This is a genomic window from Nocardia alba NBRC 108234, assembly GCF_001612665.1.
In the GTDB taxonomy this organism is placed as follows: Bacteria; Actinomycetota; Actinomycetes; order Mycobacteriales; family Mycobacteriaceae; genus Nocardia; species Nocardia alba.
Genome location: NZ_BDAX01000033.1, coordinates 1 through 23,544, shown reverse-complemented (window position 1 = coordinate 23,544; position 23,544 = coordinate 1). Strand labels below are relative to the sequence as shown.

General features: G+C 64.7%; 23 protein-coding genes. 7 read left to right on the top strand and 16 right to left on the bottom strand.

Annotated features, from left to right (window positions below):
* Positions 1-71: 71 nt before the first annotated feature.
* Complete coding sequence (locus NA12_RS28390; RefSeq protein WP_067458171.1) at positions 72-557, bottom strand: SRPBCC domain-containing protein; 486 nt, start codon at positions 555-557, stop codon at positions 72-74.
* A 168-nt stretch (positions 558-725) separates the two neighbouring features.
* Between NA12_RS28390 and NA12_RS28385 the strand changes: the two genes are divergently transcribed.
* From NA12_RS28385 to NA12_RS28375, 3 genes are read left to right on the top strand one after another with little or no spacing between them, the layout of a single operon-like run.
* Positions 726-2,006 (top strand): beta-ketoacyl-[acyl-carrier-protein] synthase family protein, encoded by a 1,281-nt coding sequence (locus tag NA12_RS28385; protein ID WP_132370335.1) that lies wholly within the window; start codon positions 726-728, stop codon positions 2,004-2,006.
* Entirely contained in the window at positions 2,003-3,199 is a 1,197-nt protein-coding gene (locus NA12_RS28380; protein WP_067458168.1) for a beta-ketoacyl synthase N-terminal-like domain-containing protein, read from the top strand. Before NA12_RS28385 ends, NA12_RS28380 begins: the two co-directional genes overlap by 4 nt.
* Positions 3,200-3,215: 16 nt before the next feature.
* Positions 3,216-4,205, top strand: a complete 990-nt coding sequence (locus tag NA12_RS28375; protein ID WP_067458164.1) for a ketoacyl-ACP synthase III family protein — start codon at positions 3,216-3,218, stop codon at positions 4,203-4,205.
* Positions 4,206-4,218: 13 nt separating this feature from the next.
* On the opposite strand, the gene rfbB is transcribed toward NA12_RS28375, so the two are convergent.
* From rfbB to NA12_RS28320, 11 genes are all read right to left on the bottom strand, one after another.
* Positions 4,219-5,247, bottom strand: a complete 1,029-nt coding sequence (gene rfbB / locus NA12_RS28370) for a dTDP-glucose 4,6-dehydratase (RefSeq protein ID WP_067458361.1) — start codon at positions 5,245-5,247, stop codon at positions 4,219-4,221.
* Positions 5,244-5,465, bottom strand: coding sequence for an acyl-CoA carboxylase epsilon subunit (locus NA12_RS28365; protein WP_067458161.1), 222 nt, complete (start codon positions 5,463-5,465; stop codon positions 5,244-5,246). Before NA12_RS28365 ends, rfbB begins: the two co-directional genes overlap by 4 nt.
* Before the next feature lie 20 nt (positions 5,466-5,485).
* On the bottom strand, positions 5,486-7,111 hold the full coding sequence (locus tag NA12_RS28360; RefSeq protein WP_084473171.1) for an acyl-CoA carboxylase subunit beta: 1,626 nt from the start codon (positions 7,109-7,111) through the stop codon (positions 5,486-5,488).
* Positions 7,083-8,249, bottom strand: a complete 1,167-nt coding sequence (locus tag NA12_RS28355; protein WP_067458355.1) for an acyl-CoA dehydrogenase family protein — start codon at positions 8,247-8,249, stop codon at positions 7,083-7,085. Before NA12_RS28355 ends, NA12_RS28360 begins: the two co-directional genes overlap by 29 nt.
* Before the next feature lie 2 nt (positions 8,250-8,251).
* Positions 8,252-9,457 carry an SRPBCC family protein gene (locus NA12_RS28350; protein WP_067458158.1) on the bottom strand — a complete coding sequence of 402 codons (1,206 nt, stop codon included), beginning with the start codon at positions 9,455-9,457 and terminating at the stop codon, positions 8,252-8,254.
* Positions 9,458-9,559: 102 nt separating this feature from the next.
* Positions 9,560-10,744, bottom strand: coding sequence for a cytochrome P450 (locus NA12_RS28345; protein WP_067458155.1), 1,185 nt, complete (start codon positions 10,742-10,744; stop codon positions 9,560-9,562).
* A gap of 11 nt (positions 10,745-10,755) precedes the next feature.
* Positions 10,756-11,118 carry a nuclear transport factor 2 family protein gene (locus NA12_RS28340; RefSeq protein ID WP_207905673.1) on the bottom strand — a complete coding sequence of 121 codons (363 nt, stop codon included), beginning with the start codon at positions 11,116-11,118 and terminating at the stop codon, positions 10,756-10,758.
* Positions 11,105-12,532, bottom strand: coding sequence for a crotonyl-CoA carboxylase/reductase (gene ccrA / locus NA12_RS28335; protein WP_207905672.1), 1,428 nt, complete (start codon positions 12,530-12,532; stop codon positions 11,105-11,107). Before ccrA ends, NA12_RS28340 begins: the two co-directional genes overlap by 14 nt.
* Positions 12,533-12,545: 13 nt before the next feature.
* The gene (locus tag NA12_RS28330) at positions 12,546-13,223 is read right to left on the bottom strand and encodes an FMN-dependent NADH-azoreductase (protein WP_084473169.1); all 678 of its coding nucleotides are present in this window, start codon (positions 13,221-13,223) and stop codon (positions 12,546-12,548) included.
* 510 nt (positions 13,224-13,733) lie between these two features.
* Positions 13,734-14,495 carry an AfsR/SARP family transcriptional regulator gene (locus NA12_RS28325; protein ID WP_165914877.1) on the bottom strand — a complete coding sequence of 254 codons (762 nt, stop codon included), beginning with the start codon at positions 14,493-14,495 and terminating at the stop codon, positions 13,734-13,736.
* Positions 14,496-14,755: 260 nt separating this feature from the next.
* Entirely contained in the window at positions 14,756-15,466 is a 711-nt protein-coding gene (locus NA12_RS28320) for an SDR family oxidoreductase (RefSeq protein WP_255284109.1), read from the bottom strand.
* Between NA12_RS28320 and NA12_RS28315 the strand changes: the two genes are divergently transcribed.
* Both NA12_RS28315 and NA12_RS28310 read left to right on the top strand, forming a co-directional pair.
* Positions 15,372-16,832, top strand: a complete 1,461-nt coding sequence (locus NA12_RS28315) for a 3-oxoacyl-ACP synthase III family protein (RefSeq protein ID WP_255284107.1) — start codon at positions 15,372-15,374, stop codon at positions 16,830-16,832. The two genes, NA12_RS28320 and NA12_RS28315, sit on opposite strands and share 95 nt — an antisense overlap.
* A 71-nt stretch (positions 16,833-16,903) precedes the next feature.
* A complete protein-coding gene (locus NA12_RS28310) occupies positions 16,904-17,821 on the top strand; it encodes an ACP S-malonyltransferase (RefSeq protein WP_255284108.1) in 918 nt (305 codons plus the stop codon).
* A 387-nt stretch (positions 17,822-18,208) separates the two neighbouring features.
* Here the strand turns inward: NA12_RS28310 and NA12_RS34255 are convergent, their stop codons facing one another.
* The 4 genes from NA12_RS34255 to NA12_RS28300 form a co-directional block, all read right to left on the bottom strand.
* Positions 18,209-18,496, bottom strand: a complete 288-nt coding sequence (locus NA12_RS34255; protein WP_169810418.1) for a hypothetical protein — start codon at positions 18,494-18,496, stop codon at positions 18,209-18,211.
* The gene (locus NA12_RS33335) at positions 18,379-18,900 is read right to left on the bottom strand and encodes a recombinase family protein (protein ID WP_243655147.1); all 522 of its coding nucleotides are present in this window, start codon (positions 18,898-18,900) and stop codon (positions 18,379-18,381) included. The genes NA12_RS34255 and NA12_RS33335 overlap by 118 nt, the downstream gene beginning before the upstream one ends.
* A gap of 264 nt (positions 18,901-19,164) precedes the next feature.
* A complete protein-coding gene (locus tag NA12_RS28305) occupies positions 19,165-20,940 on the bottom strand; it encodes a hypothetical protein (RefSeq protein ID WP_067458141.1) in 1,776 nt (591 codons plus the stop codon).
* A gap of 229 nt (positions 20,941-21,169) precedes the next feature.
* Complete coding sequence (locus tag NA12_RS28300; protein WP_067458138.1) at positions 21,170-21,394, bottom strand: hypothetical protein; 225 nt, start codon at positions 21,392-21,394, stop codon at positions 21,170-21,172.
* Positions 21,395-21,417: 23 nt separating this feature from the next.
* On the opposite strand from NA12_RS28300, the gene NA12_RS28295 reads away from it, so the two are divergent.
* Positions 21,418-22,194 carry a hypothetical protein gene (locus tag NA12_RS28295; RefSeq protein WP_132370333.1) on the top strand — a complete coding sequence of 259 codons (777 nt, stop codon included), beginning with the start codon at positions 21,418-21,420 and terminating at the stop codon, positions 22,192-22,194.
* A gap of 252 nt (positions 22,195-22,446) precedes the next feature.
* Positions 22,447-22,728, top strand: a complete 282-nt coding sequence (locus tag NA12_RS28290) for a hypothetical protein (RefSeq protein WP_132370331.1) — start codon at positions 22,447-22,449, stop codon at positions 22,726-22,728.
* Positions 22,729-23,544 lie beyond the last annotated feature (816 nt).

Sequence of the window (23,544 nt, the reverse complement as noted above, 5' to 3'; positions counted from 1 at the left end):
ACACCACCCCCATGGTGGCTGGAGGTAAGCGCGGCAGTGCGGTGACAGTTTCTGTAGCGACGCGCTCGTGCTCATGGTCGCGCTCCCAGCTTCTCGACGGCCAACGCGAACAATTCCAATGTCTCCCCGGGCGATTCGCCGTCCAACGCAGCCCGCAGCGCCCGACCCGCGTCACCGAGCCGCCCCAGTTCGGTGTGCGCCAATTCCACCCGCGTGCCTCCCGGCGCGGCCGCGAAACTCACATCGATCTCGGAAGCGCCGTCATCGGTGCTCAGCGGTCGGAAGTCCGCACCGACGCGCCAGGTAAACCGCAGTCGTCGCGCGGGCTCCCACACGGTCACTACACCCCACTGCGCTTCCAGACCGGTCCGGTCCCATTCCAGGTAACGCCCGCCCACACCCGGTTCGATCTTCAATCCGACCCTCGGGGTTCGCAACAGCACATGCGAGGGCGGCCACCACACCGACGGGTGGGTGGTGAAGATCTCGAACGCGCGGGTCGGGTCGACCGGCACCGTCACATTCTTACGGACGTCGGGAATCTGTGTCGTCTGCATCGTCACCCTTTCCAGTGGACAAACCGATCGCCGACCACGGTGCGGGTCACCGCTGGACTCCGAGTCGAGCCACTTTGCACGGTCGAATCGGTTCCGTGGCAACGGCTGTCCAGCGAAAGTCGAGAACGGTTGCGCAATATTGCCCGCAAGCCTTCGAAAGGACCGCTGATGCCCACGATTGACCGCCGCGCTGTGATCACCGGGATCGGCGTCGTCGCCCCTGGTGCGATCGGACGCGACCCCTTCTGGACGTTGCTGCGCAACGGCGTCACCGCCACCCGAATCATCACCGCGTTCGACGCCGACCGACACCGCTGCAGAGTCGCGGCCGAATGCGACTTCGATCCGATAGCGAACGGACTTACCCACCGGGAAGCGCGAGCCCACGACCGTGTCACCCAGATGGCGCTCGTCGCCGCCGACGAAGCGCTGCGAGACTCGGGCCTGACCATCGACGGGGAACTGGCCGAGCGGACCGGCACCGCCGTCGGCAGCGCTGTCGGCGGCACCACCACGATGGAGCGGGAGTACACCGTGCTCTCCGACGGTGGCGAGCACTGGGTGGTCGATCCGAGTTTCGCCACACCACATGTGCACGACTACTTCCTGCCCAGTTCACTGGCTGCGAGCCTCGCCCGCCGCGCCGGAGCGTTGGGGCCCGCAGCGGTCATCTCCAACGGCTGCACCTCCGGTATCGACTCGGTGGGCTACGCGTTGGAAATGATCCAGCGCGGTGAAGCGGACGTGATGGTGACGGGTGCCTCCGACGCGCCGATATCCCCGATCACGTTGACCTGCTTCGACGTAATCAAAGCCACATCGATCCGCAACGACACACCCGAGTCCGCATGCAGGCCGTTCGACCGCAACCGCACAGGGCTAATTCTCGGTGAGGGCAGTGCCATCCTGATCCTCGAGGAAGCCGAGCACGCCCGACGACGCGGCGCCCACATCTATGCCGAGGTGGCCGGTCACGCCACGCGCTGCAATGCCTTCCATATGACCGGGCTGTCGGCGCAGGGTGCAGAGATGTCGGAGGCGATCGACCACGCACTGAGCAAGGCGCGGCTGAACCCCACAGATATCGACTATGTCAACGCGCACGGATCAGGGACCAAACAAAACGACAAGCACGAAACCGAAGCCGTCAAACGAAGTCTGGGCGAACACGCGTATCGAATTCCGATGACAGGAATAAAGTCAATGATCGGGCATTCCCTAGGGGCGATCGGGTCGCTCGAGATCGCCGCGTGCGCGTTGGCGATGCAGAACAAGGTCGTGATGCCCACGGCGAATCTGTTCGAACAAGACCCCGACTGCGACCTCGACTATGTGCCGAATATCGCCCGCGACCACGACATGAAGGCCGTATTGACGGTCGGCAGCGGTTTCGGCGGATTTCAGAGCGCTCTCGTCCTCACCGATCTCGAGTTGGCGGGCCGAGGATGACCACCGCCGCCGTCACCGGATTGGGAATCGTCTCACCCCTGGGCGTCGACCTCGACACCTACTGGACGAACCTATTGCTCGGTCGTAGCAAGATCGCCGAAATCGACCGTTTCGATGTCTCGGCGTTCCCCGTGCGCTACGCCGGGATGATCCCGCCGTTCGAGGCCGAGGATTCGGTACGAAAGAAGCTGGTTCCACAGACCGACCGGATCACCAGAATTGCGATGGTCGCGGCCGATTCGGCGCTGGCCAACGCTTCGGTCGATCCGCAGAGCCTGGATGGCTATCAGGCGGGTGTCGCGGTGAGCAGTTCCACCGGGGGGCTTGAGTTCGGTCAGCGACAGCTGCAGACCCTCTGGCACGAAGGGTGGGAGACAGTCAGCCCGTATATGTCCTTCGCCTGGTACTACGCCGTGAACACCGGTCAGATCTCGATCAAAAACAAGCTGCGCGGCCCCGGCTGCGTTGTCGTGTCCGAACAGGCCGCAGGGCTAGACGCGGTCGCCTATGCCAAGCATCGCGTGTGTACCGACGTGCCGACCATGCTGGCGGGCGCCGTCGACGGTCTCCTTTGCCCTTACGGCATGGCCGTGCTGGGTGTCGCGCCCGAAGTGAACCGATCGTCCGAACCTGCCAGCTATCAGCCGTTCGTCGCCACCTCGCAGGGATACTTCCCCGGAGAGGGCGGGGCGATCCTCACCGTGCAGCGGTGGGACCGCACCGGCGACCCGGCCCGCGCGTACGCCGTCGTCGCGGGTAGCGCCGCAGCGTTCGATCCCGATCCGCGGACCGGAGACGGTTTGCGGCGGGCTGCGGCGCAGGCGCTCCACCGGTCAGGATGCCGCCCCGGCGATGTCGATGCGGTTTTCGCCGACGCCTACGGCGATCCCGATTTGGATGGGGCCGAGGCGCGGGTGCTGGCCGATCTGTTCGGCGCTCGCGCGGTGCCAGTCACCGCGCCCAAGACGATGTTCGGAAGGCTGATGGGTGGCGGGGCGGCCCTGGATGTCGCTACCGCGTGTCTGAGCCTGCGTCACCAAACGCTACCTCCCGCAGGCCTTCCCGCCGACGCTATCGTCGACGACAGCGTCGCGTTGATCCGGTCGGCGACTCCCGCCGAGCTGCGCACGGTGCTGGTCCTCGCGCGCGGCCACGGCGGATTCGCCTCGGCCCTTGTCCTGCAACGCCCTTGAGGGAGCTCGGCTCAGCATGTATATAACCGCGACGGCAACAGATCTGCCCGCGCCGACCCCGGTGCATGAGGAGATCGCCCTCGGCCGTATCGATTCCCGCAGTGCCCGGCGGCTCGGCATCCGATCGGTGTGTCGCTCGGAGCAATCGGGCGCCGAATCGGCGTTGCGGGCAGGCCGGACTGCGATCTCCGAAGCCGCGATCTCCGGCGATCAGGTGAAGTTGGTCCTGCATGCCAGCGCCTATTTTCAGGGATACGACATGTGGTCCTCGGCAGCCTACGTCCAGCACGGCGCGGTCGGAAACACCTGTCTTACGTTGGATGTGGCGCAGCTGTCCAATGGCGGACTGGCGTCGCTGGAACTGGCCGGACAGTTCCTGTCCGGCCGGCAGGACTCGGCTTCGGTGCTGATCACGACCGGTGACCGGTTCTGCGAACCGGGTATCGACCGCTGGCGAACCGATCCCGGCACCGTCTTCGCGGACGGTGGAACCGCCCTGCTGGTGTCGAATTCGGGAGGGTTCGCCGAGTTGCTGTCGGTCACCGGGCGCGGCGCCCCCGAGCTGGAACAGATGAGCAGGGGCGCCGATCCCGCGGCCGACGCGCCGCTGCGGTCGACACCGATCACCATCGATCACGGCCGCGAGATGCTCACGCGCCGATACGGTCTCGCGGAACTATTGAAGATCCTGCAACAGGGACAGCTCGGCGTGTACGACGCTGCCCTGACGGGGGCTGGTCTGGCTCACGAGGACATCGACTGGCACGTGGTGCCGCATTTGGGGGTGCCGAAGATGCGGCATCAATTCTTCGAGCCACTTGGCATCGAACCCGATATCACCAACTACGAATGGGGTCGCACCATCGGTCATCTCGGTGCGGGTGACCAGATCGCCGGACTGCACTGGCTGCGTCAGCACCGCTCGATCCGACCAGGTAGCATCTGCGCCCTGCACGGATCCGGCGGCGGATTCTACTGGTCCTGCGCCGTGATCCGTTTCCTCTGACTGCGCACCGCGTTCACAACCGGGTCTCGCCGTTTCGCCGGTAGGCCGCTTCGGTGGCGACCTTGTCGGGTCGCCACCACTGTTCGTTGTCGCGATACCACCGGATGGTCGACCTCAGGCCGTCCCGGAAGTCGAGATATTGCGGCGTCCACCCCAGTTCGCGGCGCAGCGCCGAGGAGTCGACGGCGTAGCGCACGTCGTGTCCGGGTCTATCGGTGACCTGGTCGAATTCGTCGGGTGCGCGGCCGAATTCCTCAAGTAACGCGGCAATCACGGTCCTGTTGTCCAGCTCGCCGTTGGCGCCGATCAGATAGGTGCGGCCCACGCTGCCGGCACACAGGACGCGCCACACCGCACGATTGTGATCCTCGACATGGATCCAGTCGCGCACGTTCGTGCCTGCCCCGTACAGACGCGGACGGATCCCGTCAATCAGGTTGGTGATCTGGCGGGGAATGAACTTCTCGACGTGTTGGTAGGGGCCGTAGTTGTTGGAGCAGTTGGAAATCGTTGCCCTCACGCCGAAGGACCGCGTCCACGCCCGCACCAGCATGTCGCCTGCCGCTTTGGTCGCCGAGTACGGCCCCGACGGATTGTAGGGGGTGGACTCGGTGAACCGGAGTGGGTCGGCCAACGGCAGATCCCCGTACACCTCGTCGGTCGACACATGGTGGTAGCGCACACCGTGTGCCCGGACGGCTTGCAGAAGTGTGAATGTGCCGACGATATTGGTGTCGATGAACGGGCGCGGGTCGGCCAGCGAATTGTCGTTGTGCGATTCCGCGGCGAAATGCACGACCGCGTCGACGCGGCGCACCAGATCGTCCACCAGTCCGGCGTCGCCTATATCGCCGACGACGAATTCGATCCGGCTCCTCACCGTGGCTAACGATTCTCTGTTGCCCGCGTAGGTCAACGCGTCCAGCACCACCACGTCGACATTGGGATAGCGGTTCACGATATGGTGAACGAAGTTCGCCCCGATGAATCCGGCTCCGCCGGTCACCAATACGCGCGTCGGCGTCGTCGCCTCTGTACTCATGCCGCCGAGCGCCAACTGGTGGCGGTCACATAGACCGAATGGCGCCGGGGTCGTAACCAGACCGCAGGAGCCGGGGCGGGTGAAGATTTCGGTGTCGTGGCGGTGGCGAGCAATACCGCGAGCAGGGCTGCGATCTCGATATCGTCCGGGTTGCCGTGCTCGATGCGCAACAGCGGCGCATCGTGCGCGACCCTGTTTCCGTTTACCTCGATACTCATGGGTCCACATCCTTGTCCGGTCAGAGCGGAGTGTTGCTGTGTTTGCGTAGGGGGAGGTCAGCGTGTTTGGTTCGCAGCATGGCCAGCGCGCCGATCAGCGCCGTGCGGGTCGTCGCCGGATCGATCACCTCGTCGACCAGCCCGCGCTCGACAGCGAAATAGGGATGGACTAGCTCCCGCCGGTACTGCCGGATCCGTTCGGCACGTATGACTTCCGGGTCCTCGGCGCCTGCAAGTTCGCGGCGGAACACGATCTCCACCGCACCCTCGGCGCCCATGACCGCGATCTCGTTGGTCGGCCAGGCGAAAGTCAGGTCGGCGCCTATCGACCGGGAGTCCATCACGATGTACGCACCGCCGAACGCCTTGCGCAGGATCACCGAGACGCGCGGCACGGTCGCATTACAGTAGGCCGCCAGCAATTTGGCGCCGTGCCGGATGACGCCGCCGTGTTCCTGCCCGACACCAGGGAGGAAGCCAGGTACGTCGACTAAGGTCACGATCGGGATGTTGAAGCAGTCGCAGGTCTGTACGAACCGCGCGGCCTTCTCGGCCGCCGCTATATCCATCGCACCCGCCATCGAATTCGGCTGGCTGGCCACGATTCCCACCACGTGCCCGGCAAACCGGGCAAAAACACAGAGGATATTCCCGGCCCACTGCTCAGCGACCTCGAAGTAGTCGCCGTCGTCGACAATCTCCTCGATCACCGCGCGCATGTCGTAAGGCTGGTTTCCACCGGTCGGGACCAGGTCGTAGAGTGCGTCGTTGCGCCGGTCGACCGGGTCAGCACAGGGCACGACGGGCGGCTGTTCACTGTTGTTTGCGGGCAGCATCGATAGCAGCAGCCGGACGTCGTGCAGGCAGGATTCCTCGTCGTCGTAGGCGAACTGCGCGACACCGGAGCGCTGTGCGTGGACATCGGCACCACCGAGTTCGTCCATGCTGACCCGCTCGCCGGTCACCGCTGCCACGACGTCGGGACCGGTGAGGAACATCTGTGCGATACCGCGCACCATGAATACGAAATCGGTCAGTGCCGGACTGTAGGCCGCGCCGCCCGCACAGGGGCCGAGCATGACGCTGATCTGTGGAATTACGCCCGAAGCGTGCACATTTCGACGGAAGATTCCGCCGAAGCCCGCCAACGCTGCCACCCCCTCCTGGATGCGAGCGCCCGCGCTGTCGTTCAGGGCGATCAGGGGTGCGCCGGTGGCGATGGCCAGATCCATGATCTTGTGGATCTTCTCCGCGTGTGCCTCACCGACCGCGCCGCCAAGGATACGGAAGTCCTGGGCGTACACGAAGACCGTGCGCCCCATGACCGTACCCCAGCCGGTGACGACGCCATCGGTGTGCGGGCGGCGCTCGCCGAGCCCGAGACTCGCGCCGCGCGCGCGCCGCAGGGATTCGACCTCGTGGAAGGACGCCTTGTCCAGAAGCATGTCGATGCGGTCGCGTGCGGTCGCCTTGCCTTGTTCGCGCTGGCGTCCGGTGGCTGCGGTCGTCTGGTCGAGAACCAACCGCCGCAGCTCGGTCAGTTCCGTGACGAGTTTCTCCACAGCGTTCTCCTCTGCAATGCGGATCGGGGTCTCGACGAAGGTGCCGCAGGATTGCCTAGCGGCGACGCGACGCGGGTTTGACATATCGGGCGTAGAGCAGTGCGCGGGTGACATCTTCGCCGCCTTCCACGACGCCGATATAGCGCGCGTCTCGCACGAGCTTGCCGATCGGGTGGTCGCGGGTGTACCCGCCGCCGCCGAATATCTCCGATCCGATGCTCGCGACTTGCCAGGTGATCTGGCCGCAGAACAATTTGGCGACCATCGCCGAGCGCAGCGTGCCCTGACGTAGCGGATCCGCCGACCCGCCACGAGCGAGGAGTTCGTCTATCTCGCGGCCCGCCGCGAGGCACTGGGTCCGCATGGTTTCGATATGCGCCTCCATTTGTCCCAGTTTGGCGGCGAAGACGTCGTTGAGGTGCAATGGTCGCCCACCGACGAGGGTGGTCTGCGCGTAGGTCATGCTGAGGTCGCGGATGCGGCGGGCGATTCCGATGCCGCAGGCGGCTATGAGGGTACGGCTGAGGTTGAGGCCGACTTCGAGCACTCGGATGCCGTTGCCGTGCAACATGTTCTCGACCGGGACGGTGACATTCTCGAGCGCAACCTCGTAGGTGGCCGAGCCGCGCACTCCGGTCATCGACCAGCGTTGGTGAATCCGAACTCCGGGGGTGTCACGCGGCACGACGATCATGCGGTACTCGGACCCGTCGTCGATGTCGCGGGCCAGCACGACGTGATAAAGCGCCCGGTCGGCGTTGGTCGCGAAATACTTCTGCCCGTTCAGCGTCAATCGGGCGCCGTCGGCGCTGCCGCGATAGGTGGTGGCCGTCTGGGTCAGGTCACTTCCGGCCTGCTGTTCGCTGGCTAGGATCGCGCAGGAGTGACCGGCAACTCCGAGCTGGGACAACACCCGTCGAGCCACGTCGGGGTGGGCGAACCGCTCGATCATCGTCGTGCCGAGAATCGGCAGAAACGAGCCGAAGGTGAATCCGGTGTCGTGATAGGCCATCTCGGACACGATGTCCACACTGGACTCCATGCCGATGCCGAGGCCGCCGAATTCGGCGGCCAGCCACCAGTTCGCCAACCCGACTTCGGCGAACCGCTGCGACTGCGGCAGTGGATGCTCGGCGGCCTGGTCGAGTTCTGTCGCACTACCCGCCAGATTTTCGATGGCGAACCGAACGAACCTCGATGGCAGGTCGACGGCCGTGGTCACGGTCACGACTGACCGGCGAGCTGTTCGTTGGCTACGGTCAGGAAGTTCCGGATGGTGTCGATGACATCGGCGCTGCCCTCGGGGAACCTGAATCCGAACTGTCTCTCAAGGCGGCCGAGCGCATCGATTTTTGCCAGGGAATCGATGCCGAGTTCGACAAGGTCTGTATCGAGATCGGCGGTGTCGATATCGATGTCGTCGTCGCCGCCGACAGCCTGCTGTAGGCAGGTCTTCAGGTCGTCTTCGGTCACAGTGAGGTTCGGCACGGCTGATGTTCCTTTCCGGTTCGCCGCCCAGTCACGGGTGGCGGAGAGAGTGATGCGGCTGTTGCCGCCGAGGGTGTCGCGGACCATACGGGCCGCATCGGCGTCGGAGAGCCCGACGCCGTAGATACTGCGGGCGACGGTCATATCGACGATGACGTCGTGGTGTGAGGTGACCTTCACCGTCGCCGGGTCGATCTGCTCGAAAATCCAGCGGCCGGTGTGGGCGAGCATCACCGGGGGAAGTTCGTACTGCTTGTAAAAGATGCGGGCGGCGGGTCGGCACACCCGACCCGATGTCGTGCGGTGTTCGCTTCCGTCGGCCGCGATTGTGGTCATGGTCATGGTCTGCAGGTCTGGGCCGTATTCGGTTAGGTCGACGTCACCGACGTGCGGGAGACGGTCGGGCCACGCGTCGGATCGGTGAATGAATTCGTAGGCTCGTTCCAGTGATCCGGTGAATTCGACGGAGTCGTCGAAGGACACTGCGAGTCCGGTGCCGGCATGTTCGGCGGCCTGTTTGATGCGGGCCAGTTCCTGGGTGCTGTTGTGGTTGACGGCGGCGCCGATCAACGCCACTGCGGCGGGGTCGTCGTCGACCGCCGAGAACGTGTGATGCAAGGTGACCTGCGAGGCGTGGGGTCCGGCGGCGGTGATGTCCCAGCGTCCGCGCATACTCGCGACTGGGGCGGTGAATTTCACCTGTGCGAACTCGATGGTGTGGGTCTGTGGGGTCAGGACACGGCGGGACTGCCAGGTGGTGAGTCCGCCGTTGGCGGTGGCCCACAGCTGGATCAACTCTTCGTCGTCGTGCCGGTGCAATTGTTCGGCGTGCACGGTCGGTGTGAGCAGCAGTGGCCATCGCCCGACATCGGCGATGAGCGTGTACACCTGCGCCGGGGGCGCGTCGACCCGGATCCGATGGGTGAGCGTGTTCTCTGTCAAACCGTCTACCCCCTGGTAGTTCGTTCTCGTCCGATGAGTTCTCGGTAGATAAGCGGCCGCTCGAATGGGCCTGGAGCACGAGCGACGTCAGTGACGCGACTTCTACCAACGGACAGGCACTTTCGCGGCACGATAGACGAAACCGCCGTCCATGTAGGGGATCTCACCCTCTGGGACGGTCAGCGCTAGCGCTGGGGCCCGCTCGGCGAGCTTGCCGAATACCAGCCGGAGTTCGACGCGGGCCAGATCGGCGCCGAGACACAGGTGACGTCCGAACCCGAACGCCACGTGACGGTCGGTGTCTTGGCGACGTGGGTCGAATCTGTCCGGGTCGGGGAATACGGCCGGGTCCCGGTTCGCGGCGGCGGTCGACGGGTAGACGCCGTCGCCGCGCCGGATCCGTTCGCCCCCGATCGTGACGTCCTCTGCGGCGACCCGCGGAGTCGCCAGGTCGGTCACCGACAACAGCCGCAGAAGCTCTTCGACGGCGCTGTCGAGGAGTCTGGGATCGGTGGGCAGCGCGAGGAAGGTGTCCCGATCGCCGAGCAGCACCACCAGGCCGAGGCCGATCATGCTGGCAGTGCTGTCGTGTCCGCCGTTGAGCAGAAGTCGCGTTAAATGAATCATTTCGGTGACGGTGCGGCCGGGGTTGCGGGCGATGATCCGGCTGATCATGTCGTCACTCTCGGCGACGAACTTCGAGGCGACGAAATCCTTAAAGTACTCCTCAAGGAACGTGATCGCAGCTACACGTTCGTCCTGGGTGACCGCACGGTCGAACATGCGGCGCGTGTTGTGGTGCAGGGTAGGCAGGTCTTCGGGCGGTATGGCCAGCAGCTCGCCGATAACGGCCAGGGTCAACGGTAGTGCGAGATCTTCCATCACATCGCCGGTGCGGTCGGCTCGGTCTAGGAAACGGTCGATGTGTTCGTCGACGAGTTCTTCGATCCTCGGGGTCATGGCCCGGACCCTGCGCAAAGTGAACTCCGCCTTGACCATTCCGCGGTAGTTGGTGTGCTCGGGCGGATCCATTCCCAGCAGGGACGCGTTGGTGCGGAAGGCAGGCGGGATCGGCAGTGGCGAAGGATAATTGGGGTGGGTTCGATCCATGCTCATGCTGGTGTCGTGGAGGGCGAATCGCACGTCTTCGAAGGAGGTGAGGATCCATGCCTTGCCGCCGTGGGCCACGTCGACCTGTTCGACTGCACCTGCCTGCTGGAGTCGCCGGTATTCGTCGGGAATGTCATAGGGGCAACGGCGTGCGAACGGGAAAGTGTCCTGACTCATCGGATGACTCCCTACTGTCGGGTGACGCGACGTTCCCGGATCAGCCAGGAATCGTCGACCGGGTCGTAGTGCAGAGTGTCTCGACACAGATTGAAGAACCGCAGTTCGGCGGTGCCGTCGCCCGTGCCGGTCAGCGTCAGCGCGTAGCTGCGCGCCCGCACCCGGTTGCCGCCGACGTCTTCGGCGACGACCATGCCGAGCCAGTGATGACGCTGGATGCCCTGCGCGGTCAGATCTGCGTGCGCACGGCGCGAACCGCTGGCGAGCTGGTCGCGCCCGACAGCGGGTTCGGGAACCGCCTCGGTGGCGAAGACGCCGTCTTCGGTGAATCCGGCGGCCCACTCCTCGAAACGGCCTGCGTCAAGGAGTTGCATGTGTCGCGTCAGGAACTGCACCAGCGAGGTGTATCGGTCCGAAGAGATCGGAGTGGTTGTCGGTGCGGAGGTCATGGTCGTCGCTCCTCGGTATCGTGTAGGAGTTGATGCGGTCGAGGTGGCGGGCCCGCTTGACCGGATCGGTGACCCCGAGCCCGCGGGTCGGTGCGAGGCAGAGCACACCGACTTTGCCCATGTGGCTGCCGCGGTGTACGGCGGTGACGGCGTCGGCCGACCGGTCCATGTCGTAGGTGCGGGACAGGGTGGGGTGGATGTTGCCCCGGTCGATGAGCCGGTTGGCCTGCCAGGCTTCCCGGTAGTTCGCGAAATGGGTGCCGATGATGGATTTGAGGTTCATCCACAGGTAGCGATTGTCGAATTCGTGCCGGAACCCCGATGTCGACGCGCAGGTGACGATCTTTCCGCCGCGCCGAGCGACATAGACAGAGGCTCCGAAGGTGTCCCGACCCGGATGCTCGAAGACGATGTCGGGATCCTCACCGCCGGTGAGATCGCGGATATGGGAGCCGAATCGGCGCCATTCCCGTTCGTCGGGCTCACCCTCACGCCAGAAGCGGTAGTCCTCGGCCTTGCGGTCGATGACCAGTTCGACCCCTTGTCTACGCGCCTGCTCGGCACGTTCAGGGCTCGAGACCACCGCGATCGGCACGGCGCCGCCGTTGAGGGCGTACTGGACGGCATAGGAGCCCAGGCCGCCGGTGGCGCCCCAAATCAGCACGATGTCACCTTGTTTCATCGCCCCGCCGTGCTGGGAGACGAGTTGTCGGTAGGCGGTCGAGTTGACCAAGCCGCTACAGGCGGCCTCCTCCCATGTGAGGTGAGCGGGCTTGGGCATGAGCTGGTTGGACCGCACGAGTGCCAGGTGTGCCATCCCCCCGAAGTTCGTCTCGTAGCCCCAAATGCGCTGGTCGGTGTCCAGCATGGTGTCGTCGTGGCCGTCCGGGGACTGCAGGTCGACATTCAGACAGTGCGCCACCACTCGATCGCCCGGCTTCCACTTGCTCACGCCGGGACCGACATTGAGCACGACACCGGACATATCGGAGCCGAGCACGTGCATGGGCAGATCGTGCCGGGCTCCCGCCGGGCCGGTCTTGCCCAACTTGTTCAGAAACCGGAATGTGCTGACCGGCGCGAAGATCGACGACCACACCGTGTTGTAATTGACGGCACTGGCCATAACCGCCACCAGCGCCTCACCTGGTCCCACGACAGGAGTGGGAACCTCGTCGAGATGCAGTGCCAGCCCGGGATCGCGCTCGCGGTGCGGCAGACCGTCGAATATGTGTTGCTCGTCGGCGTGCACGGTGACGGCCCGGTAGCTGTCGGGAATCGAGACACCGGCCAGATCCGTCGCCTCCCCGTTCAGGATCCTGTCCAGAATGTCCTTCACGGTCTTGTTCCTTTCACCTGACAGCGGGGCCCGCACCGGTGAGCAGGCGTTCGGCGAGGCTGTGGGCATGGGTTCGGGCGGCGGTCTCCGCCTCGGCGAGCGCGCTATTCCACGCGGCCCTGGTCTCGGGGGTGTCCGAACGCGCGGTACTCAAGGTGTTGCGAACAACGATGGTCTCGACCCGATAGCCGAGCACGGTCCCCAGCAGCGTTTTCAGGTAGGACTCGCAGAACTCGAACGTAGCGTCGCCGTCGACGAGTTTTCCCGGGCCGCCGTACGCCAGGGCGACCACGGCGTGCCTGCCGCCGAGTGGCTTGTTCAGCGGATCTCTCGGCAGTGTGCGCCCCAGAACCAGAACGCGATCGATCCAGGCTTTCAGGTTCGACGGAATCGCCCAGTTGTACATAGGGGCGCTCAACACCAACAGATCGGCATCGAGGAGTTCACTGGAGAGCGTGTCCTGTAATGCCCGTGCCTCGGCTTCTCCGGCGGTGTCGCTGTCGTTGTTCATACCGGTCAGCACCGATACCGCGTCCCAGGTCAGGTGGGGTATCGGGGTGCCCGCCAGATCGCGATTCAGGATGGTCAGGCGAGGCATATGTGCTTCGAGAGCTTCGGTGAAGGCAGCGGCGACACGCCGCGAAACCGACACCGGCGATGCTGACGCATCGACGCGTAGAAGGGTGGTCATACTGCCTCCCGGGCGGGTTGCGGGCGGTGGATTCGACGGGGTCAACACTGGTGGGGCGTGCTCGAAGATTGATGGAGGCGCTATTTGGCAGCGAAACCCGGGAGGTTGGAGCTAGGCAGGGTGAGCCAGGCGCGGAAATGGCGCGCTGAGACTGGAAAGGTGACCTGACCCCATGAGATTGGTCCAGATCAGGTGGACCGACTACCGGGGTCCCGTCAAAGGCAGCGAACTCGCGCGCGGTCGACTGACTCGGGGCTGTGGAGACCGGAACGGCCGGCCTCGGGAGCCGGAAATGGTCTACCGATGTTGTGACGGCGGCGCGTATGCGCGGCCCTCATACGTGCTGCCGGGACGGAGCCGGGAAGGTGCGTACGAGGCCGGGCGGGTGGGGCGTTCGTATTCGTTCGCGGGCCGGATGCCGGAGTTACCGTGAACGATGCGGGACGGTCCTCGATCGCGTATGCGGTACTGCGCGGTCAGAGTTCGCGCGGAACCGAGCAGATTACCGAGTCACGGACGGCTCGGTAATCCCTCCAGAAAATCGCCGCGCAGGATGGATTCGTGCAATTGGACGAGCTTTCGCGAAGGGGTGACTCCCAATTCGGCACGCAGCGATCTGCTCAGGTCACGGAATGCGTTCAGAGCCTCGGGAGTTCGCCCTGAATCGTAGAGTGCAGCCATCTGCAGACCGCACAGTCGCTCGTTGAGCGGATCGGCAGCGCGCAGGGCGACCAACTCGCTCAGCGCGGTTCTGTACCGTTTGAGATTGAGTTCGGCCTCTACCCAGGCTTCCTGGGCACACCGATGGTATTCGTTGAGCCGTTCGACCTCGAGCCGCAGCACCGTGCCGGTATCGACGTCGACGAGCGCCGGACCGCGCCACATCTGAATAGCTTCCTCCAGCTTGACCGAAGCGGTCTCGTAGTCGCGTTGGTCGAGTGCAACGAATCCGGCGCGGGTGGCCTCGACGAATCGCCAGGCGTCGCTCTGTTCTGGATCGAAATCGAGCGTATATCCATTGTGGCGAGTGATCAGCAGCTGTTTGGCGTCCTCGGTGGAATCGAAGGGCGCAGCCGAGAGGAGTCTGCGGATCTGCATGATGTAGGTCTGCGTGGCCGTGCGGACGCGGCTGGGCTGATTGTCTCCCCAGACCTCTTCGACCAGTAACTCGACCGACACCACCTGACACGGACGCAGCGCGAGCAGGGCGAGCATCTGCCGTGGCTTGGCCGCGGTCGGCAGGATCGAGTGGTTGTTCAGGGTGGCCATCATATTGCCGAGTAGGTCGATACGCGGTGAGGTCAACAGAGCGGTCGTCATCGGGTTCCTCGCGATACGTCGTTCGTTACGAATCTGGTGCCTGTGCAAGCTGCTTCGTCGAACCGCCCGGTTGACCGCTGTAGAACCAGGGACTCGATACCCCTAACTCTCTCTAGCACAACATGGTTAGAAGCGACCGGTCCGAAAATCGGAGTCGGCGTCCCCCGCGCGGCACCCGGACGACCAGGGGACGCCCTCGGCCGCAACGCGACTCAGTAACGGCCGAGGCCGCCACAGACGTTGAGCGCCTGGCCGGTCACGCTGGCGGCGGCGTCGCTCGCCACATACTCGATCATCGACGCAACCTCATCGGCAGTGGAGTAGCGGCCGAGTGGGACCTTGCCGACGAATTCGTCGAGCACTTCCTGCTCCGATCGTCCCCAGTGATCGGCGTACCCTTGCCGTACGCGCACGGCCAGGGGGGTTTCCACGTAACCGGGGCATACAGCGTTCACCGTTATCCCGGACCGGACCACCTCCAGCGCCACCGCACGCGTCAGCCCGAGCACACCGTGTTTGGACGCGCAGTAGGGCGAGGCGAACACCACACCCTGCTTTCCCGCCGTCGACGCGACATTCACGATGCGGCCCCACCCCCGACCCACCATCTCCTTGCGGCCTAGAACTTCCCGCGTCAGGTAGAACACACTGGTCAAATTGGTGGCCAGCACTTCGTCCCATAATTGGTCGGGCAGTGCGCCGATCTCGCCGCCGCCGCTGCGCCCGGCATTGTTGACCAGGACGTCGATGCGACCGAAACGATCGAGCACCGCATCGACCAGATCGTGGATCTCGTCGGTCTTCGTCACATCGGTTGCTTTCCAACCGATGCGGGCGCCGCCCGCCACCAGGGGTGACAACGCATCCCGCAGTCTGTCGTCGGACCGGGCGGCGCCGAACACCGACAGCCCTGCCGCCGACAGGCGCCTGACGGTGGCGAGGCCGATACCGCTGCTTGCGCCTGTCACAAGCGCTACACGAGTTTCCATCATCAAGCTCCAGGGATGTTGTGGTGGGGATTCGGTACCACGGTTGTGCGGGTCGCTCGACCAGCGCTGGAGAGCGGGCCTATCGGTGAGGCTCCATCGACACTTGAGCGCACCTGTGCACAGTCAGCTCGGTATTCCACCCCCCTGCATCGACACGTGGTCTGCCCCCGCGCCGACACCCGCACGACGACAACTGCCCTACAACAACTCTCGGAGAGTCAGTGACGTGACCGCTGAAAACTATCTCGACCCGGCACGGCATCGCGACCGTGAGATCGTGTATTCCCAGGCCGGGCCGCTTGAAGTTCCCGCCGCGCCGAACACGGCGGTGGGCATTCTCGGGACCGGTTCGTATCTGCCACACCGAGTCGTTTCCAATGCCGAGATCGCCGCGAACACCGAAACGACCGAAGAGTGGATCGTCGCTAAAACCGAAATACGCCGTCGCCGATACGCCGCCCCCGAGGAAGCGACCTCGGATCTGGCGGCGCGCGCGGCGCGCGCGGCACTGGTCGACGCGGGAGTCGGTGTCGAACAACTGGACTACATCATCGTCGCCACCTCTACCCCGGATCATCCGCAACCGGCTACGGCGGCGCTGGTGCAAGGTCTGCTGGGCGCGGACGGCACGGCGGCCTTCGACGTCAACGCGGTGTGCAGTGGATTCGTGTTCGCCATGCACACCGCGGCCCGCCTTCTCGCACGAGGTGGCCACGGCCTGGTAATCGGTGCCGACATCTATTCACGCATCGTTGATCCGACCGATCGCCGCACTGCGGCGCTGTTCGGCGACGGCGCGGGCGCGGTGGTTCTCGGCCCAGTGCGAGCACCTGCGGGCCTGCTCAGCACCGTGTTGCACACCTACGGCGGCACCCACGAAACGATCAGGGTTCCGGCGGGCGGCAGTCGCCTGCCGGCCCGGGAGCTAGGCCGGGACGACAAAGGGCACTACTTCTCCATGCAGGGTCGAGCGGTCCGCGAATTCGTCGCCACCCACATGCCCCTGTCGATCAAGGAGGTCCTGCGCACCGCCGGTCTTACCGAAACCGCCGTCGACCATTTCATTCCACACCAGGCCAACGGCGTGATGCTGCGAGAACTGGCTCCCACTCTGGGACTCGACAACGCCGAACATCATGTGATCGTCAGCGATTGCGGGAATACCGGCGCCGCGTCGGTGCCGGTCACGCTCGATCGCGTCCACCGCGAGGGAGCCCTGCAAAACGGTGATCTGGTGCTTCTTTCGGCTTTCGGCGGCGGTATGTCGATCGCTAACACCCTGCTCCGCTGGGGGCGATGATGGTGCGCGCCGATCGAGATCGCCCAGAAGCGGCACCGGTCGCGTCCAGCGACCAGCCTGGTCGTCTCGCCTTGGTTGCGCCGGGGCAAGGTTCCCAGAAAGCGGGCATGCTATTGCCTTGGCTGGAGGTAAACGGTGCCGAAGCGGACCTACGCCGATGGTCGGACCTCATCGATTCAGATCTCATCCATTGGGGAACTGCCGCCGATACCGCCGAACTCGTCGATACCGCGGTGGCGCAACCACTGGTCGTAGCCGCAGCGCTGCTTGCCTTCACCCGACTTGCGGCGACCGGCGCGGTGAGTCGGGAAACGATAGTCGCCGGTCACTCGGTCGGAGAACTCACCGCGGCGGCTGTCGCCGGTGTCATCTCATCCGATGACGCGGTACGGCTCGCCGCCGTTCGCGGACGTGCCATGTCGCGAGCCTGCGAGCGTGACCGCACCGGCATGTCAGCGGTTCTCGGCGCAGACCTCACGTACCTTCTCCCGTTGCTCGCCGAACTCGGTCTCACCCCGGCAAACTACAACGGGAGTGGACATGTGGTGGCTGCGGGACGAATCGAGGCGCTGAGTGAACTCGCCACTAACGTACCTCCCGGTGTCAAGGTTGTCGCCCTGAGTGTGGCAGGGGCCTTCCACAGCGACCACATGGCGTACGCACGTGACGATTTCGTGCACGAGATCCACGATCTCGACGTGCGAGATCCGGTGCTGACGCTGCTGTCGAATTCGGACGGCGAACCGGTTATCTCCGGCGACGACGCCATTGCCAAGATCGCGGCGCAGATCACCAGGCCGGTTCGCTGGGATCTGTGTACCGCGAACCTTGAGCGCCGTGCGCTCACCGCATTCGTCGAATTGCCTCCTGCGGGTACGCTCACCGGTATCGCTCGACGTGAGCTGCCGACCGTTGCTCGTCATCCCCTGCGAACACCGCGGGATCTGTCGGCGGTCGTCGAGAACATGCGAGCAATAGCACCGATCTAGCTATTGCTCGAATCCATTCATTACCCGGATCAATCTAGGACACTGAACTCACCTCGAACACAGTGGATCTCACGCCGCAGCTGTCTCCGGCTGACCAGCAACGCATCGCGCTCGCCACCGCCGATTGGACAGGAGAACTGATCATGGCGACCGACTAGCAATCGTCACCCCGACGTCGCCGGTCCGTAGGGACTCGTGCCCTGGATCGGGTCACTTCGGCGCAGACGAGCGCTTGCCGCGTTGCGCGTCGCGTCGATCCGACGATAGGCGTTCCGTCTCCCCGTACTGACGACGCGGGCGTCCGGCGACGGGATCCCGCGGGCGCTGCACCGGATCGGTTAGCGTGCCCAGGTCGTGGAATCAGCCTGGTGCACAACATCGCCCAAGTCATCGAGGATTTCGAGTAACAACCTCGGCCGAGAGCGCGGCTTGACGACTTACCCAGGCGGTGTCTGGGTCCGCGCCGAATTTCTCCCGGAGCTCTGCGGTGCGGAGTTCGCCCCACTGGTGAGTGAGGACGTGGCGAATTCGACGAATTCCCGTCACTCGCGCCGGTTTTACGTCGAGTCCCAGGTCGGTGTCGAAGTACTCGACCATCGAGTTCCAGCCTGGTGACTTCTCTGCTCCGACGTTCCAGTTGTGGCCGAGTTCGGTTCCGACCTTCTCCAGGTACACCTCGAAAGCAGTGACAGCATCGCGCACCACCGCCGCGCGAAGGATCCAGTCATAGTCGATGGGCTGAATCCGGACTTCGCGGTGTCGATGTGTATCGGCCCGATCTCGGGCAGGTATTTGTAGATCGTCGACCGCGAAACGCCGAGTAGCCGGGCGACCGAGGAAACGGTTTCCTCGGGTCGAGTGAGCGTGGCGCGGGCTTGGCGGATCTGTTCGGCGGTCATCGCCGGTGATCGGCCGAGGCGTTGACCGCGGGACCGCGCGGCGGCCAGGTCCTCTTCGGTGCCATCGACGATCAGTTCGCGGATGAATTCGGCCAGCGCGGCGAAGACGTGGAAGACCAGGCGCCCGCCGGGGGTGGTGGTGTCGATGGCCTCGTGCAGGGACCGGAACCCGACGCGCACGGTGGTGCGCGTCGGTGATCGCGCTGGCGCGGCCCCGCTGAGTGGCCAGCGGGCCGGGGTGGGCGCGCAGGTAGTCGACCAGGACTGCGGTCGAGGCAGGCAGCACCCTGCTGCCTCCGGCGATCGCCCACACCGCGAATTGAACCCATTCCCGCTGGTATTCGGCCGTCAGTCCCTCGACGCGCGAGGGACTGTTCGAGCTCTTCGACGGCTGGGTCGTCGTCCGCGTCGTCGAAGCTGGCTTCGTGGGCGGTCATCGGCTGCTCACCGATGCTCGTCGGGTCCATCGGCAGTGCTGGCGTGCGGGCCGGGCTGCGTTATTCCGGGCAGGCTCCAGAGCGCCAGCTTCCAGTCCGAGACCGGCGGCACCGGATCACCGAGCCGGTCAGACAGCGCCAGGTAGAAGTACGGCTCGTTGCTCGGGGCCACGTTGAGCCGGAAGCCCTCCGCTTTGCCGTTCTCCATGGCTGCGAGAGCTTCTGTGCCGTTGCGCGCGGTAGCGCGAGGGTGGAAGACCAGCACGTCGGTGAGAGTGAGTTCCTTGGCGCCGACGGAGAAGGTGAAGCTTTGTGCGGTGAAGCTCACCCAGGCATCTTCACCTGCGAGAAGCTGACGTAGGTGTGGACTGTCCGAACCGTTGAGAATGACGACGCCACCGGGTGCTTCCGGAGATGCGACAGCGTAGCCCTCCAGCAGTAGTCGGGCCACTCGAAGATTGATGCGCTCTAGTGGCGTCAGCGCCTCGGGGAGGTCGAACGACGATCGGCAGTGTTCCTGAACGACTTTCAGGTCGTAGGCGAGGCGGAACACCGCATCGAGCTCGTCGTCGATGTCGGCATCTGCGGGAGGCTCGAATGACAGCGAAACGAGGAGCTTGTCGTCGATGTATACCCGACAGCGGAGATCGGGCTGGTTGATCGCCGTCAGGATCTCCTCGACACCGAGGGCATCAGCAGGGCGGATACGCCGCAGGTTGTAGCTGATGTCGGCGTGGCCCGGCTGGGAGACATCCTTGGGGCTCAGCAACTCGACCTGAAGGTGGTCGAAGAAGTCGATCCGCATCGCGAAGCCGTGCGATCCTGGAGTCAGGTGGGAGATCCGCCCCTCGTGCGAGATGACCTGGGCGCCGTGGTCATCGAAGAACCGCAGCTCCGCCGGTGCGCCGATAGCCGCAGCGCTGCTCAGCGCCTCGAATCGTACTTCCATCCCTGTGTACACACCGGCGACGAGTTCTGGTCCGGTGATCGTCACGGCGCCTACGATCTCCGCCGGCAGGACAACCTCGCCCGAGGCACCGAAGCGTGTCGAACGCTCGAACTGCTCTCGCAGCGCGGCATGCTGTGGACCGAACGATCCCTTGAAGCTGACCAGGATGGGGCTGTTCTCCTGAGAACGAGAGTTCTTCGCGCGCAGCGTGTGGGTCACAACATCGCCGACACGCGCGAAGTCGGTCGCCCAGTTCAGATCGGTCGAGTCGGCTAGCGCGCCCAGCTCGGACACTCGGATCGACAGATCGTCGGGGTGGAGCAGGTTGTCGCGCTCGCGGTTGTAGGTCGCGGCATTGTCGCGGAGTTCGCTGTGGACATTGCGCTGGGCCCAGCGGTCGATCTCGGGGAATTCGATGAGCAGGTCATCAAGGTCTTTGCGACCGAGGGGCCAGGTCGACGGCGTGGTAGCGGTCTTGCCGAGGCCGGTGACGAACGCATGCTCACCGGGAGTCAGGTTTCTCGGCACTACGAGAACCCATTCGTCGACCATGCACGTCTTGTCGACGGTGCGCGTCTTGACCAGCTTGGCGAACGAGCGCTTGATCTGCGTGCGCCGGGTTTTCCAGCCGCCGCTGAACCCTTCGGGAAAGTACTTGAGCTGGAAGATGATCACCCGCCCGTCCTGGCGCACCTCGATGTCGACGCCGCCATCGCCACCACGGCCGTCGAGAGCGATCACCTCGATGTCGGCACCGCGATATTTGTGGTTGATCAGCGCTTCGACGATGCGGTCGAACTGTTCCTGACCGATCGTGTGCCAGTCGATGCTCATCGAGGGGTGGGTGTCCTTTCACTTGTGCGGGTCGGCGGCGGCCGCGCGAGCGTGGTTGCTGGTGGCGTCGGGTGTCCTGCAAGACCCTCCTCGCGGCACAACCGGTCGGAGCGGATGCCAGTATCCATCCCTGCACCGACAGCTTGAGCCGGAGTGTGGGCGGAACTCCGAACGGCAGTCGTTCGCGCGCCCGCGTGCCCGAGAGCTACAATTTTTCCCATCTCGGCCATCAGATGCCCAAATCAACTCGGCCCGAACGTCGTTCTCGGTTGCGGTCGTAGCGCAGGGCCATGACATCGGTCAGCTCGGCGCCGCGCTCGAACGCTTCGGTCGCGCCGCCGGCGCTGACGCATTGGCCGATCTCGATGCGGCGCTGGCCGAGATGACCGACGTCCGCAACCGCCTCGCCGCCGCTGTATCTGCCGCGGCGAACGCTGCTGACGGGCGGGCCCACGTATGAGCTCAGAGGAAGTCACCATGTCAGAGACAGTTCGTGTGCTCGTCCCCGATCATCTCGACCTCGTCGGCGTGATCAACAAAGCTCTTGAATTCGCCTTCGAGCTGCGTCTCGCGAACGACCCCACGATCGACCGTGACGGGGATCCCTGGAGACTGCCGGATCAACTCGTCGCCACCGAACTGCAAGCCGCGTTGGAGGCGATCGTGGCACACTCCTGGCGGTTCGATATCGGCCACGACACCGCCGGGCGCGACACCGCGATCCCGGTGAACCACAACGGGACCGAGCATATGGGCGTCTACGTCACGACCGCGACCCGGCAACAGCTGACGCTGCTCACCGCCGCCTTGGAGCTGATGATCCAGGCCGAGACCACACGGGCCACGCAACGCCTGCCCGCCCTCGACGAGGTCACCCAGTTCCTCGACCGATGGAACGAGATCGACGAACACGCCGACGCCGACGCTTCGTTGTCGGACTGGCGCACCGTCATCCGGATTCTGGGGCTCGCGATCGCGGCGGCACCCAGCGCTCGCGGCGACCGGCCGGCGCGGCTGTACACCTCGGAGGGCACCGACGCGCGCTTGCAACCGGCCGCGGCCGCCGAAGGGACCTCACCTGCCGCCGACACCGCGGTGGTGCTGGCGCGGCTCGATGCCGGTGACGGCCGCTCAATCGACCTCGATGGCGAGGCGTGGGAGGCGTGGCAGCGGCTCACCGCCGAATGGCACGGTGCCGTCTACGGCGCGCGGTCGAACTCGCATGACGCGCTGCTGAGCTCCTGGGCATACTGACAACACCGCCGCCTTGGGGTACGTCCACCGACTACAGGCCGAACCCCTTCGAGAAGGACCCATCATGGACAACCTCCGAACCGGTATCCCCGAGGTCGACGCGCTGATCGACGCCGCCGACCGCGAATATGCCAAGGGCCGGAACTTTCGGAGGTCAGCACCGCCGAAAGCACAGTCGCTGGCGCCCGCCTCACCGATATCGCCGAGCAGCAGAAGGCCGCGCGCCGTCAATTGTCGGCCGCGAAGGGCCTGGTGACCAAGGCTTTAAGGGGTGGGGACGCGGGGAAGAGCGCCGCCGCGCGTCAACGCGAGACCGACACGTACCGGGAGTTCGACGCGATCTCGCGCGCGGTGATCGACGAAGGGTTCGGGATCGTTGCGGCGAGCACCGACCGCCTAGGTCAGCAGCTCGATCAGATGAAGCGGAGCAATACCGCCGGTGATGCCCGTCCTCGCCGCGCTGCGCACGAGCCGCCCGGGCTGAACGTCTGTCAATCTGGCGAGCAGATGCGAGTCCGCCGCCGGGTGCGCTGACCGCTGCTCAGACCCGCAACGTCGACCGGTGGCGGCGCCAGCTCACCGTGGCCGCCCGCGGGTGGCACCACACCCCCGGGCGGGATGCAAGGGCGTAGTCACCCGGATGCCGCCACACTGCGACGAACCGGACGATCTGCCGTCGGTCGGTGCAGTGATCGCGGCACGGCGACACAGTCGACCATCGGGTGGCGCAGCTCGCGGCACGGAAACCCGTGACCGCATTTGCCCAGCTAGATGGCCATTTATCTGACGCGACAAAAGCGCGATGAATGTAACCCCTGTGCTTTTATCCGAGTGAACTGCTGACGCGAATTTGCTAGCGGAGACTTTGTGCGTACACTCTTCATCGTCCAGTGAATCCATTCGACCATCGGTCCTGCATATTGTTGCCCTCCGGTTCGGGGGGTAATTTTATGCAGGAAAGGAACGATATGAATCCATCGGACAATGATGGTTCTCCCCACTGGCGAGTGTTTCTGCTCTTGGGCACGGCCTCGGTCGTGATCGAACTGAGCTCGCTTGTTCTACAGATCACAGAAAACGTAGACGTCAGCGCGGCGACCGTGGTCGCCGCGCTGACAAGGTACCTACTCTTCTGACCAGCGGTTTCTAGGCGTTTCGGTCAGAAGTTCAAGGAAGGCTCGGTCCGCTCGTCACAGCGGATCGAGCTTTTTCTGTGTGGCCCACTTGGCACTGGCGGTCACATTCTGACCGTCAGGAACCTCATGTTCCAACGCAAACTTTACCACTCTTCGTAACTGCGCTCACCAAGTGTCTCCTGAAATGTTCTCGCCAATCGCACAGCGACTGGCG